Source organism: Stenotrophomonas sp. G4 (genome assembly GCF_003428825.1).
GTDB classification, from domain to species: domain Bacteria; phylum Pseudomonadota; class Gammaproteobacteria; order Xanthomonadales; family Xanthomonadaceae; genus Stenotrophomonas; species Stenotrophomonas indicatrix.
Genome location: NZ_CP031741.1, coordinates 256,675 through 270,192 on the forward strand (window position 1 = coordinate 256,675; position 13,518 = coordinate 270,192).

The following is a 13,518-nucleotide window of genomic DNA, read 5'->3' on the forward strand; positions in this document are numbered from 1 at the left end:
CCCGGATGGCCGACAATGGCGGCAGTCCCGACTGCGTGTGAGTGCCATGGCTTTGGATCCGTACGACCTGTTCGATGTCCGTTCCCTGCTCAGCGAGGAAGAGCGCGCGGTACAGGAGAGCGTGGCCCGCTTCACCAACGAGCGCGTGCTGCCGATCATCGGTGATGCCTTCGACCAGGCACGGTTCCCGTCGGAACTGGTGCCGGAGATCGCCGCGCTTGGGCTGCTCGGCGCCACGCTGCCGGCCGAGTACGGCGGCGGCGACCTTGGCGCGGTGAGTTACGGGCTGATCTGCCAGGAGCTGGAGCGCGGCGATTCGGGCCTGCGCAGCTTCGTGTCGGTGCAGAGCTCGCTGTGCATGTACCCGATCTTTGCCTACGGCAGCGAAGAACAGCGCCGGCAATGGCTGCCGGCGATGGCCCGCGGCGAATTGATCGGCTGCTTCGGCCTGACCGAGGCACATGGTGGTTCCGACCCGGCCAGCATGAAGACCCGTGCGGTGCGCGATGGCAGCGACTGGCGCATCAACGGCAGCAAGATGTGGATCACCAGCGGACCGGTGGCCGACCTGGCCATCGTCTGGGCACAGACCGAAGACGGCATCCAGGGCTTCGTGCTGGAGAAGGGCATGCCCGGCTTCACCACGCAGGAGATCAAGCACAAGATGAGCCTGCGCGCGTCGCTGACCGGCGCGCTGTTCTTCGACGACGTACGCGTGCCCGACAGCCACCGCCTGCCGAACGTGAAGGGGCTGAAGGGGCCGCTGGGCTGCCTGACCCAGGCGCGTTTCGGCATCAGCTGGGGCCCGATCGGCTCGGCCATCGCCTGCCTGGATGAAGCGCTGGGGTATGCCAAGGAGCGCGTGCTGTTCGGCCGCCCGCTGGCCGCGACCCAGAGCGCACAGATCAAGCTGGCCGACATGGCCCGGCGCATCACCATGGCGCAGCTGCTGGCGTTGCAGCTGGGCCGACTGAAGGAAGCCGGGCAGGTGCAACCGCAGCAGGTCAGCCTGGCCAAGTGGAACAACTGCCGCATGGCCATCGACATCGCCCGCGAATGCCGCGATCTGCTGGGCGGCGCCGGCATCACCACCGAGCACGTGGCGATCCGCCATGCGCTGAACCTGGAATCGGTGATCACCTATGAAGGCACCGAGACCGTGCACCAGCTGGTGATCGGCCGCGAGCTGACCGGCATCAACGCGTTCTGAGCGGGGCGGGGAACAGCCATCCACGCATGGCGTGGATCTACTGAGCGGCTGTTGGTTCCGCCTTGAAGCGAGCCGAGGAGCGCAGGGTACCGGTGCGCAGCACCGGCTCGCGGATGGCGGCGCGTTTCTTTTGGTTACTTTTCTTTCCGCGCGGAAAGAAAAGTAACGCCCATGAACGCATGCGCCCGCCACAGCAATCAGGCGGAAGAGAGACGCGTGGCGTTACGCCCCGCCGGCAAACCCATGCTGGCGCCACGCCTCGTACATCACCACCGCAACGGTGTTGGACAGGTTGAGGCTGCGGTTGTCCGGCCGCATCGGCAGGCGCAGGCGGCGGCCGTCGGGCAGGGCATCCAGCACGTCCTGCGGCAGGCCACGACTTTCCGGGCCGAACAGGAAGGCATCACCGTCGTCGAACGCCACGCTGTCATAGCGGACGCTGGCACGCGTACTCAGGGCGAACAACCGCTTCGGTGCGATCCGCGCCAGCGCGGTGTCCAGGTCCGGATGCACCTGCAGGCGCGAGTACTCGTGGTAGTCCAGGCCGGCGCGCTTGAGCTGCTTGTCTTCCAGTGCGAAGCCGAGCGGCTCGACCAGGTGCAGCTGCGCGCCGGTGTTGGCGCAGAGCCGGATCACATTGCCGGTGTTGGGCGGGATTTCCGGTTGGAACAGGATCACGTGGAACTGGGGCGCGGCATTCATCGGCGCAGTGTACCTGCGACGGCGGCCGCCTTTACGACGCACGCCCCGCGCGGGGCAGGGCGGACGTCGCTTACGGGCGCAGCAGGACCTGGGCGGTTTCGGCAGCGAAGGCCTGCAGCTGGGCGACGCTCGGACGCACCTGCAGGGCCGGCAGGTTGACGATCACCTGGTTGGCGACGCTGGTGGCGGCCGCTGCCAGGGTGGCGGCGTAGCGCTGGGCTTCCTGCTCGGCAGCCAGGGCGACACGCTGCTCCAGGCTCGGGCGCACTTCAACCGAGGCCAGGGTGGTGATCGGCAGCGCGGCGGCAACCGGGCTGGCGATGTAGCCGTCGCGCTCGGCCAGCTGGTCAACGCTGGGGCGCACTTCGACAGTGGCCAGGGTCGGGATGCCGCTGGCCTGTTCCCAGGCCTGCTGGATCAGCTGGTCGGCGGCCGGGCGGACCTGCACGGTGGACAGGGTCTTGATGGATTCGGAGGCCTGCACCGACGAAACAACCGCGGTGCCGGCGATCAGGGCGATGGCGATGGCAATGGTCTTGGCGTTCATGACGGGGCCTGTTTAGTGTTGGTGAGCAGTGGTGTGGTAGTAAGGTAGAACACCAGTTCTGGGGATGCAAGCGGAATTTTCGATTTCCTGCTTTTGTTCAGCCTTCAGTCAGCTTTCGTCTGAAGCCCTTCCTGGCGCAGGAAGTACAAAGCAATCCCCGTGCCAACTTTTAGCCGTTGATTCATAAGGGTTTTATGGCTCGCCGAAAGTGTCCGCAGGGCGGACACCTGTCCATTCGGGGGGCTGCGGACACTGTCCGGACGTGAATCACCGCCGTTCGTGACCCGGGAACGGCCAATCACGAAGGCCGATGGGGCCGATCACCCCCAGTGACTGGTGGCCGATACCGGTAGCCGCACGCCCGCGCTAGGATCGGGATTCACCTTCGTGACCAAGGACCCGGATATGTCGCTCACCCTGCGCCCGCGCGCCGCGCTGCTCGCTGTTGCTCTCAGTACTGCTCTCGGCACGCTCGCGCCGACCTACGCGCTGGCGGCCAAGCCGGCCGCGACCAGCAAGGTCGATATCCCGTTCGAGCAGTTCACCCTGCCCAACGGCCTGCGCGTGGTGGTGCATACCGATCGCAAGGCACCGATCGTTGCGGTCAACATCTGGTACCACGTCGGCAGCAAGGACGAGCCCGCCGGGCGCACCGGCTTCGCGCATCTGTTTGAACACCTGATGTTCCAGAGCAGCGAGAACCACGACGGCGAGTACTTCGAACCCTTCAAGCAGGTGGGTGCGACCGGCCAGAACGGCACCACCAATACCGACCGCACCAACTATTTCGAGAACGTGCCGACCACCGCGCTGGACATGGCGCTGTGGATGGAATCGGACCGCATGGGCCATCTGGTGGGTGCGATCGACCAGGCTGCGCTCGACGAACAGCGCGGCGTGGTGCAGAACGAGAAGCGCCAGGGCGAGAACCAGCCCTATGGCCAGGTGTGGGAACAGCTCAACCGCGCGCTGTATCCGGTGGGCCACCCGTACCACCACAGCGTGATCGGCTCGATGAACGATCTCAACGCCGCCTCGCTGGACGACGTCAAGACCTGGTTCCGCACCTGGTACGGCCCGAACAACGCGGTACTGGTGCTGGCCGGTGACATCGACCTGGCCACCGCCAAGGAAAAGGCGGCCAAGTACTTCGGCAGCATCCCGGCCGGCCCGACCATGGCGCAGCCGAAGGTGGACGTGGCCAAGCGGCCGGCCGACACCCGCGAGGTGATGACCGACAAGGTGCCGCAGGCACGCATCTACCGCGCCTGGAACGTGGCGCAGGTCGGCACCACCGACGTCGACCAGCTGCAGCTGCTGGCCTATGTGCTCGGCGGCGCCAAGTCTTCGCGCCTGAGCCAGCGCCTGCAGCACCAGGACAAGCTGGTGGACAACATCAGCGCCGGCGCCTACGCCTCGCAGCTGGGTTCCAACTTCATGGTGATGGCCACGGTGAAGCAGGGCCAGGATCCGGCCAAGGTCGAAAAGATCATCGATGAGGAAATCGAGCGCCTGCTCAAGGATGGCCCGACCGCTGAAGAACTGGCACGTGCCAAGACCGGCTCGCGCGCGGCGTTCATCCGTGGCATCGAGCGCATCGGCGGCTTCGGTGGCAAGGCCGATGCGCTGGCCGAGTGCACGGTCTACACCGGCGACCCGGGCTGCTTCCGCACCTCGCTGGCCAACATCGACAAGGCCACCGCTGCCGACCTCAAGCGCCTGGGCGCGCAGTGGCTGGACAAGGGCAGCCATACCCTGGTGGTCGAGCCGGGTGAACGCGTGGCGCTGAAGGAAGACCCCTCGCAGGCGCCGAAACCGTTCAACGTGCCGGCCGTGGACAGCAGGTACAGCACGCTGCCCGAGCAGGTGGACCGCAAGGCGGGCGTACCGCAGACCCGCGAATTCCCGCAGCTGAAGTTCCCGGCCCTGCAGCGCGCCACGCTGAAGAACGGCACCCAGGTGGTACTGGCCGAGCGCCATGAGATTCCGGTGGTGCAGTTCAGCTACCAGTTCCCGGGTGGCTTCACTGCCGACCAGGGCCGCAAGCCGGGCACCGCCAACTTCACCATGAACCTGATGACCGAAGGCGCCGGCAAGCTCGGCTCGCTGGCCTTCGCCGATGCAGCCGATGCGCTGGGTGCGGATCTCGATGCGTCCGCAGGCCTGGATTCGGTGGATGTGGAACTGTCCGCGCTGAAGGAGAACCTGGTGCCGTCGCTGGCGCTGTATGCCAGCCTGCTGCGCGAGCCGCGCTTCGAGCAGAGCGAGATCGACCGGGTCAAGGCGACCTGGATCGCCGGCATCCAGCAGGAGAAGGTCAACCCGAACGCAGTGGCCATGCGCGTGCTGCCGCCGCTGCTGTACGGCAAGGGCCACCCGTACGCGATCCCGTTCACCGGCAGCGGTGACGAAGCAGCGATCCGCAGCCTGGCCCGCGAGGACCTGGTCGACTTCCACCGCGACTGGCTGCGCCCGCAGGACGGCACCCTGATCGTGGTTGGCGATACCACCCTGGCCGAGATCGTGCCGCTGCTGGACAAGCAGCTGGGCGACTGGAAGGCCACCGGTGATGCGCCGACGATCAAGGCCACCACCGCCGTGGCGCTGCCGAAGAGCCCGCGCGTGTTCCTGATCGACCAGCCGGGCGCGGTGCAGGCCAACCTGTTCGCCGGCCAGGTCGTGCCGCCGTCCAGCGATCCCAGCTCGACCCGCTTCGACATCGCCAACGGCGTGATCGGTGGTGACTTCACTTCGCGCCTGAACATGAACCTGCGCGAGGACAAGCACTGGTCCTACGGTGCCCGCACCAGCGCCAGCAACACCGTGGGCCAGCGCCCGTGGATGGCGATGGCACCGGTGCAGATCGACAAGACCGGCCCGGCCATGGCGGAAATGCGCAAGGAGATCGCCGAGTTCGCCAACGGCAGCAAGCCGGCGACCGACGCGGAAGTGGCGCGCATCCGCAACATCCAGACGCTGAGCCTGCCCGGCGCCTACGAGACCGCCAGCGCGGTGGCCGCGACCATCGGCACGATCGTGCAGTTCAAGCGTCCGGACGACTACGTGCTGCGCCGCAAGGCCGAGATCGAAGCGATGACCCCGGCACAGGTGCAGCAGGCGGCAGCGGAGATCAAGCCGCAGGCGCTGACCTGGGTGGTGGTGGGTGACCTCAAGCAGACCGAAGCGGCCGTGCGCGCCTTGAACCTGGGCGAAGTGACCGTGATCGATGCCGAAGGCAACCCGGTCAAGAAGTAAGCGATGTGCCTGCCCGCTCCGGCGGGCAGGCCTCCGGTGGTAGCGCCGGGCCATGCCCGGCGGTTTTGCGGCGGTCAGCGATGCCGCGCTGCGCGCTCGCCGGGCATGGCCCGGCGCTACCGCAGCCTTCTTCGGCTATCCCTGATTCAGACGGTTCAGGCACACTCCTGACATTCCCTTCCAGGATCCTGCCCATGCGCGTTCTGCTGCTGTCGTCCCTGTTGCTCACCGTCACCGCCTGCACCTGGGTGCCGATCGAACCGGCCGGCAAGGCGACCCGCGTGCTGCCGGCAGGCCCGGTACCGGCTGGCTGCATCTCCAAGGGTGAAGTAGTGGTGACCGTGAAGAGCAAGGTCGGCTTCTACAACCGTAACCCGCTGCGCGTGCAGGAAGAGCTGGAAACCCTGGCCCGCAACGAGGCCCCGACCACCGGCGCCAACGCCGTGCAGGCCGCTGCGGCCCCTGCCGATGGCAGCCAGCGCTTTGCCGCTTTCCAGTGCCCGCCGCGCTGAATCCTTCACCATACGGCCAAGGCTGAATTCGTAAAGATGCGGTGAAGGCCCGGGGGGTTATAGAATAGCGCCCCCTTTGCCTGAGCCTTGGCGCTAACCTCGATGCTCTTCAAGAATGTCTCGATTGCCGGCCTGGCTCACGTTGATGCGCCGCACACGCTGACGACCAAGGAAATCAACGAACGCCTGCAGCCGACGCTGGATCGCCTTGGTATCCGTACCGACGTCCTCGGCGACATCGCCGGCATCCACGCGCGCCGCCTGTGGGACAACGGCGTCCTGGCGTCCGATGCGGCCACCATGGCTGGCCGCAAGGCGCTGGAAGACGCAGGCATCGATGCGACGCAGGTGGGCCTGTTGATCAATACCTCGGTCAGCCGTGACTACCTGGAGCCGTCCACCGCTTCCATCGTGTCCGGCAACCTCGGTGTCAGCGACGAGTGCATGACCTTCGACGTCGCCAATGCCTGCCTGGCCTTCATCAACGGCATGGACATCGCTGCGCGCATGCTTGAGCGCGGTGAGATCGACTATGCGCTGGTGGTGGATGGCGAGACCGCCAACCTGGTGTACGAAAAGACCCTGGAGCGGATGACCGCGCCGGACGTCACCGCCGACGACTTCCGCAACGAGCTGGCGGCGCTGACCACCGGTTCCGGTGCAGCCGCGATGGTGATGGCCCGTTCGGAGCTGGTGCCCGACGCGCCGCGCTACAAGGGTGGCGTGACCCGCTCGGCCACCGAGTGGAACCAGCTGTGCCTGGGCAACCTGGACCGCATGGTCACCGACACCCGCATGCTGCTGATCGAGGGCATCAAGCTGGCCCAGAAGACCTTCACCGCCGCCAAGATCGCACTGGGCTGGGCCGTGGAAGAGCTGGACCAGTTCGTCATCCACCAGGTCAGCCAGCCGCACACCGCGGCGTTCATCAAGAATTTCGGCATCGACCCGAAGAAGGTCATGACCATCTTCGGCGAGCACGGCAACATCGGTCCGGCCTCGGTGCCGATCGTGCTGAGCAAGCTCAAGCAGCTGGGCAAGCTGAAGAAGGGCGACCGCATCGCGCTTCTGGGCATCGGCTCGGGCCTGAACTGCTCGATGGCCGAAGTGGTCTGGTAAAAAAGTCACCGCTGACCTGCTGCGCGCCGTCCGCACCTGCCAGCCAATCGCTCGCGACGGACAGCGATGATGTTTCCAAGTGTCCAAGGGCCGGTTCTACCGGCCCTTTCTACAGGTGCGATCCGATGTCCCAGCTTCCCGGTTACCCCGCCCACCCGCAGCGTTTCGAGGTCCGCCCCGGCCTGTCGATGAACTATCTCGACGAAGGCCCGCGCGATGGCGAAGTGGTGGTGATGGTGCACGGCAACCCGTCGTGGAGCTATTACTGGCGCACGCTGGTGGCCGGCCTGTCGGACAGGTACCGCTGCATCGTGCCGGACCATATCGGCATGGGCCTGTCGGACAAGCCCGACGACAGCCGCTACGCGTACACGCTGCAGTCGCGGGTGGATGATCTGGATGCGCTGCTGAAGCATCTGGGCATCACCGGCCCGGTGACGCTGGCCGTGCACGACTGGGGCGGCATGATCGGCTTCGGCTGGGCGCTGTCGCACCACGACCAGGTCAAGCGGCTGGTGGTGCTCAACACCGCCGCGTTCCCGATGCCGGCGGCCAAGAAGATGCCGTGGCAGATCGCGCTGGGCCGGCACTGGAAGATCGGCGAGTGGATCATCCGCACCTTCAATGCGTTCTCCTCCGGTGCCTCGTGGCTGGGCGTGGAGCGGAAGATGCCCGCCGATGTGCGCCGCGCCTACGTGTCGCCGTACAACAGCTACGCCAACCGCATCAGCACCATCCGCTTCATGCAGGACATTCCGCTGTCGCCGGCCGACAAGGCGTGGTCACTGCTGGAGCGCGCCGGCAAGGCGCTGCCGTCGTTCGCCGATCGTCCGGCCTTCCTCGGCTGGGGCCTGCGTGATTTCGTGTTCGACCACCACTTCCTGAAGGGCTTCCAGGCGGCGTTGCCGAAGGCGCAGGTGCATGCCTTCGAGGATGCCGGCCACTACGTGCTGGAAGACAAGCATGAAGTGCTGGTGCCGGAGATCCGGGCGTTCCTGGACGCGAACCCGATCTGATCGGTTCCCGGGTCGGATCCCGGTAGTGCCGGCCGCTGGCCGGCAAGCGCGCAATGCGCGCCGGGTTCATGAGGTTGCCGGCCAGCGGCCGGCACTACCACTACGCCGCGATCGGCGCCTGTGGCGAGGGGCTGTTGCCGTTGTCGTCCGGGTGGTCGTCGTCGTTGTCCGCGCCATCGCGCCAGCGCCAGTCGGCCAGGGTCAGCGGATCCAGCCCATAGGCGATGCGGGCCTTGTCGCACTGCGGGCTGGCCTTGCCGTACTCCCACGATGCATCCACCTCGCGGCACACGCTGGGGCGGTTGGGGTGGATCGTGCAGCGCGAATAGACGCCGATCTGCGCGTCCAGCGCCACGCAGCGCACCGGCTTGGAATGGGTGCCGCGCATGCACAGGCGGTGCGGGTCAAGCACCTCGGTGAGCTGGTGCGGCACGCCGTCGGGGGTGACCTCGTCCGATTCCATCCAGTGGAAGGCCACGCGGTACTGGGTGCAGCAGGCGCCGCAGGTCATGCAGGGATGTTGCATGGGCAAGCCGCCTCGGGCGGCATCGGGAAAGGGACGAGGATGCGGATTTTCCACGCTGGCGGCCGCCGCGCAAGAAATTCCGTAAGCGGCGACAATGAACGGATGAACCGATCCTGCAACATCGCCGCGCGGCTGCCCGAGCTGGCGCGTGAACGCCCCGACCAGACCGCCATCCGCTGCCCCGGCCGCCGCAGCGCCGGCAACGGCATGGCCGCCTACGACGTGACCCTGGACTACCGCCAGCTGGACGCCCGCAGCGATGCGATGGCGGCCGGCCTGGCCGGTTACGGCATCGGCCGCGGGGTGCGCACGGTGGTGATGGTGCGGCCGTCGCCGGAGTTCTTCCTGTTGATGTTCGCCCTGTTCAAGCTGGGCGCGGTGCCGGTGCTGGTCGATCCGGGCATCGACAAGCGCGCGCTGAAGCAGTGCCTGGACGAGGCACAGCCGCAGGCCTTCATCGGCATCCCGCTGGCCCACGTGGCGCGGCTGGCGCTGCGCTGGGCGCCTTCGGCGACCCGTCTGGTGACGGTTGGCCGCCGCCTGGGCTGGGGCGGTACCACGCTGGCCGCGCTGGAGCGTGCCGGCGCCAACAGCGGCCCGATGCTGGCCGACACCGATGGCGAGGACACGGCGGCGATCCTGTTCACCAGCGGCTCCACCGGCGTGCCCAAGGGCGTGGTCTACCGCCACCGCCACTTCGTCGGCCAGATCGAGCTGCTGGGCAGCGCCTTCGGCATGGAGGCGGGCGGGGTGGACCTGCCGACCTTCCCGCCGTTTGCGCTGTTCGATCCGGCACTGGGCCTGACCTCGGTGATTCCGGACATGGACCCGACCCGGCCGGCCCAGGCCGACCCGGCGCGCCTGCATGACGCCATCCAGCGCTTCGGCGTGACCCAGCTGTTCGGCTCGCCCGCGCTGATGCGGGTGCTGGCGCGGCACGGGCGGCCGTTGCCGACGGTGACCCGGGTGACCTCGGCCGGTGCGCCGGTGCCGCCGGACGTGGTTGCCACCATCCGCAGCCTGCTGCCGGCCGATGCCCAGTTCTGGACGCCGTATGGCGCCACCGAGTGCCTGCCGGTGGCGGTGGTCGAGGGGCGCGAGCTGGAGCGTACGCGCGCGGCCACCGAGGGCGGTGCCGGCACCTGCGTCGGCAGCGTGGTCGCACCGAACGAGGTGCGCATCATCGCCATCGACGATGCGCCGCTGCCGGACTGGTCGCAGGCGCGCGTACTGGCCGTGGGCGAGATCGGTGAGATCACCGTGGCCGGGCCGACCGCCACCGACAGTTATTTCAACCGTCCGCAGGCGACGGCGGCGGCGAAGATCAGCGAAACCCTGGCCGATGGCAGCGTCCGCATCGTGCATCGCATGGGCGATGTCGGCTACTTCGATGCGCAGGGACGGCTGTGGTTCTGTGGCCGCAAGACCCATCGCGTGGAAACCGCCCACGGACCGCTGTACACCGAACAGGTCGAGCCGGTGTTCAACACCGTTCCCGGCGTGGCACGCACTGCGCTGGTGGGCGTCGGCGCGGCCGGTGCGCAGGTGCCGGTGCTGTGCGTGGAGCTGCAGCGTGGCCAGTCCGACAGCCCCGCTCTGCGCGAGGCGCTGCATGCCACGGCCGCGGCGCGTCTGCCCGAGATGAAGCTGGAACACGTGCTGATGCATCCGGCGTTCCCCGTCGATATCCGTCACAACGCCAAGATCGGCCGCGAGAAGCTCGCCGTCTGGGCCCGCGCCGAACTGGAGAAGCGCGCATGAAGATCCTGGTCACCGGTGGTGGTGGTTTCCTTGGCCAGGCGCTGTGCCGTGGTCTGGTCAAACGTGGCCACCAGGTGCTGGCGTTCAACCGCAGCCACTACCCGCAACTGCAGGCGCTGGGCGTGGGCCAGATCCGCGGTGACCTGGCTGATCCGCAGGCGGTGCTGCATGCGGTGGCCGGCGTCGATGCGGTGTTCCACAACGGTGCCAAGGCGGGTGCGTGGGGCAGCTATGACAGCTACCACCAGGCCAACGTGGTCGGCACCGACAACGTCATCGCCGCCTGCCGTGCGCATGGCATCGGCAGGCTGGTCTACACCTCCACGCCCAGCGTGACCCACCGCGCCACGCACCCGGTGGAAGGACTGGGTGCGGACGAAGTGCCGTATGGCGAGGATTTCCAGGCGCCGTACGCGGCGACCAAGGCGATTGCCGAACAGCGCGTGCTGGCGGCCAATGACGCGAGCCTGGCGACTGTGGCGTTGCGTCCGCGGTTGATCTGGGGCCCGGGCGACCAGCAGCTGGTGCCGCGTCTGGCCGATCGTGCACGCGCTGGCCGTTTGCGCCTGGTGGGCGATGGCAACAACAAGGTCGATACCACGTACATCGACAACGCCGCGCTGGCCCATTTCCTCGCCTTCGAGGCGCTGGCACCGGGCGCCGCGTGCGCCGGCAAGGCGTACTTCATTTCCAATGGCGAACCGCTGCCGATGCGCGAGCTGGTCAACAAGCTGCTGCAGGCGGTGGGCGCTCCAACCGTGGACAAGGCGCTCAGCTTCAAGACGGCGTATCGGATCGGCGCGATCTGCGAGCGGCTGTGGCCGCTGCTGCGCCTGCGTGGCGAGCCGCCGCTGACGCGCTTCCTGGCCGAGCAGCTGTGCACGCCGCACTGGTACAGCATGGAGCCGGCGCGCCGTGATTTCGGCTACGTGCCGCAGGTCAGCATCGAAGAAGGTCTGCGACGGCTGAAGGCCGCATCATGACGGCGGCATCACCGCGCTGAAGCCTTCATTACGCGCAGAGATCGCCATCACCGGTTGCACACCGGCAGATGCGCAGGATGGACACAACGCCACCCACGGCCGACCACCTGCGAGGAGCACCATGCTGCATTACGCCGTCATCTTCTTTGTCATCGCCATCATCGCCGCCGTGCTCGGTTTCTCCGGCATCGCCGGTGCCGCCAGCAACATCGCCTGGATCCTGTTCGTGGTGTTCCTGGTGCTGGCGGTGATCTCGATGTTCCGCAAGCGCACATGACCGCTTGAGCACTAGTGCCGGCCGCTGGCCGGCAACCTCGATTACCCGGGGTTGCCGGCCGGCGGCCGGCACTGCCGAAGCGCGGTCAGCGCACCGCACTGTGCAATCGGCGATCGGCGTCGTGCCGTTCCATCGCCAGTTCGATCAGGCGCGTGATCAGCGCCGTGTAGCCCACGCCACTGGCGCCCCACAGCTTCGGATACATGCTGATGCGGGTGAAGCCGGGCAGCGTGTTGACCTCGTTGATGACGACCCGGCCATCCGCGGTCAGGAACACATCCACGCGCGCCATGCCGGCGCATTCCAGTACCTGGTACGCCTGAAGCGCGATGTCCTGGACACGCGCCTGCGTCGCCGCGTCGATCGCGGCCGGCACCACCACTTCGGCGCCATCTTCGTTGATGTACTTGGTGTCGTAGGCGTAAAACTCGTCGTGCAGCACCACCTCGCCACAGATGCTGGCCTGCGGCCGCTCGTTGCCGAGCACCGCGCATTCGATCTCGCGGCCGACCACGGCCGATTCCACCAGAACCTTGTGGTCGTAGCGCAGCGCAGTCTGCAATGCCTCGGCGAAACCGTCGGCGTCCTTCACCTTGCTCACGCCCACCGATGAGCCCTGGTTGGCCGGCTTCACGAACAGCGGCAGGCCGAGTGCCGCGATCAGTGCATCGACATCGACCGAATCGGCTTCATGGCGGCGGATGCAGACCCACGGCGCCACCTGCAGGCCGGCATCGCGCAGCAGGCGCTTGGTTACATCCTTGTCCATGGCTACCGCCGAACCCAGTACCGGCGAGCCGACGAAGGGCAGGTTGGCCATGCGCAGCAGGCCCTGCAGCGCACCGTCCTCGCCCAGCGGACCGTGCACGATCGGCAGCACCACATCGATCTGCCCCAGCGCGCTGCCCGCATCGGTCGGTTGCAGCTGGGCCTGCTCGGTGCCGGGCAGAACCGCCAGCGCGGTACCGGAGGGATGCAGGGCGATGCGCGCCGGATCCTCGGCATTGAGCAGGAAGGTGTCCGGCTGGCTCAGGTGCCACTGCCCCTGCTTGTCGATGCCGATCAGCACCGGTTCGAAGCGCTCGCGGTCGAGCGCGTCGAGAATGTTCTTCGCCGACTGCAGCGAAACTTCGTGTTCGGAAGACCTGCCACCGAAAATGATGCCAACCCGTGTCCGTGCCATGGAAATGCGATGTCCTGTGCGTTGCGTGGCTCCATAGCATGAACCTTCATCGGCCTTCCGCGTGAGGCATAGATGAACCAGAAATCCCTTCGCGCGCGTCAATTGCGCATGCCCCTGATCTACCGTGTCGACCAAGGTCGACACCTACCAACCGACTGAGGTTGCCGGCCAGCGGCCGGCACTACCGCAAGCACCATGGCTACCGGAAACCTGTCGAAGGCGGGTGGGTCCGGTTGCGGGGTGTCCGCGGCATGGATGCCGCGGCCAAGCCCCAGGGATGGGTTTACGGCGTCCCCCGCAACCGGACCCACCCCGCCCCCACAGCAAGCCAGCGTTTGACGTTGACGTTGACGTTGCCGTTGCCGTTGCTCTGGCCGTTGCGTCTGCGGGTGCCGGGCGGCAGCCCGGCCCAAGCCCCCCACCCACG

General features: G+C 67.3%; 12 protein-coding genes. 8 read left to right on the top strand and 4 right to left on the bottom strand.

Features of this window, described 5'->3' with window-relative positions; all coding sequences use genetic code 11:
• Positions 1-46 precede the first annotated feature (46 nt).
• Positions 47-1,210, top strand: coding sequence for an acyl-CoA dehydrogenase family protein (locus tag D0Y85_RS01110; RefSeq protein WP_093820839.1), 1,164 nt, complete (start codon positions 47-49; stop codon positions 1,208-1,210).
• A gap of 222 nt (positions 1,211-1,432) precedes the next feature.
• On the opposite strand, the gene D0Y85_RS01115 is transcribed toward D0Y85_RS01110, so the two are convergent.
• Entirely contained in the window at positions 1,433-1,912 is a 480-nt protein-coding gene (locus tag D0Y85_RS01115; protein ID WP_032978095.1) for a tRNA (cytidine(34)-2'-O)-methyltransferase, read from the bottom strand.
• 70 nt (positions 1,913-1,982) lie between these two features.
• Positions 1,983-2,459 (bottom strand): hypothetical protein, encoded by a 477-nt coding sequence (locus D0Y85_RS01120; protein ID WP_117309256.1) that lies wholly within the window; start codon positions 2,457-2,459, stop codon positions 1,983-1,985.
• 405 nt (positions 2,460-2,864) lie between these two features.
• On the opposite strand from D0Y85_RS01120, the gene D0Y85_RS01125 reads away from it, so the two are divergent.
• The 4 genes from D0Y85_RS01125 (at position 2,865) to D0Y85_RS01140 (ending at position 8,361) form a co-directional block, all read left to right on the top strand.
• Positions 2,865-5,714, top strand: coding sequence for a pitrilysin family protein (locus D0Y85_RS01125; protein WP_117309257.1), 2,850 nt, complete (start codon positions 2,865-2,867; stop codon positions 5,712-5,714).
• A 194-nt stretch (positions 5,715-5,908) separates the two neighbouring features.
• Entirely contained in the window at positions 5,909-6,226 is a 318-nt protein-coding gene (locus D0Y85_RS01130; protein ID WP_025875855.1) for a DUF4156 domain-containing protein, read from the top strand.
• A gap of 102 nt (positions 6,227-6,328) precedes the next feature.
• Positions 6,329-7,345, top strand: a complete 1,017-nt coding sequence (locus tag D0Y85_RS01135) for a 3-oxoacyl-ACP synthase III (protein ID WP_025875853.1) — start codon at positions 6,329-6,331, stop codon at positions 7,343-7,345.
• Positions 7,346-7,470: 125 nt separating this feature from the next.
• Positions 7,471-8,361 (top strand): alpha/beta fold hydrolase, encoded by an 891-nt coding sequence (locus D0Y85_RS01140; protein WP_117309258.1) that lies wholly within the window; start codon positions 7,471-7,473, stop codon positions 8,359-8,361.
• A 100-nt stretch (positions 8,362-8,461) separates the two neighbouring features.
• Here D0Y85_RS01140 and D0Y85_RS01145 read toward each other — a convergent pair whose 3' ends face one another.
• Entirely contained in the window at positions 8,462-8,887 is a 426-nt protein-coding gene (locus D0Y85_RS01145) for a YkgJ family cysteine cluster protein (protein WP_117309259.1), read from the bottom strand.
• Positions 8,888-8,989: 102 nt separating this feature from the next.
• Between D0Y85_RS01145 and oleC the strand changes: the two genes are divergently transcribed.
• From oleC to D0Y85_RS01160, 3 genes are all read left to right on the top strand, one after another.
• Positions 8,990-10,648, top strand: a complete 1,659-nt coding sequence (oleC, locus tag D0Y85_RS01150) for an olefin beta-lactone synthetase (protein WP_117309260.1) — start codon at positions 8,990-8,992, stop codon at positions 10,646-10,648.
• Positions 10,645-11,631 carry a 2-alkyl-3-oxoalkanoate reductase gene (oleD, locus tag D0Y85_RS01155; protein ID WP_117309261.1) on the top strand — a complete coding sequence of 329 codons (987 nt, stop codon included), beginning with the start codon at positions 10,645-10,647 and terminating at the stop codon, positions 11,629-11,631. Before oleC ends, oleD begins: the two co-directional genes overlap by 4 nt.
• Positions 11,632-11,752: 121 nt before the next feature.
• The gene (locus D0Y85_RS01160; RefSeq protein ID WP_025875842.1) at positions 11,753-11,908 is read left to right on the top strand and encodes a DUF1328 domain-containing protein; all 156 of its coding nucleotides are present in this window, start codon (positions 11,753-11,755) and stop codon (positions 11,906-11,908) included.
• Positions 11,909-11,993: 85 nt separating this feature from the next.
• Here the strand turns inward: D0Y85_RS01160 and ddlA are convergent, their stop codons facing one another.
• A complete protein-coding gene (ddlA, locus tag D0Y85_RS01165) occupies positions 11,994-13,091 on the bottom strand; it encodes a D-alanine--D-alanine ligase (protein WP_117309262.1) in 1,098 nt (365 codons plus the stop codon).
• Positions 13,092-13,518 lie beyond the last annotated feature (427 nt).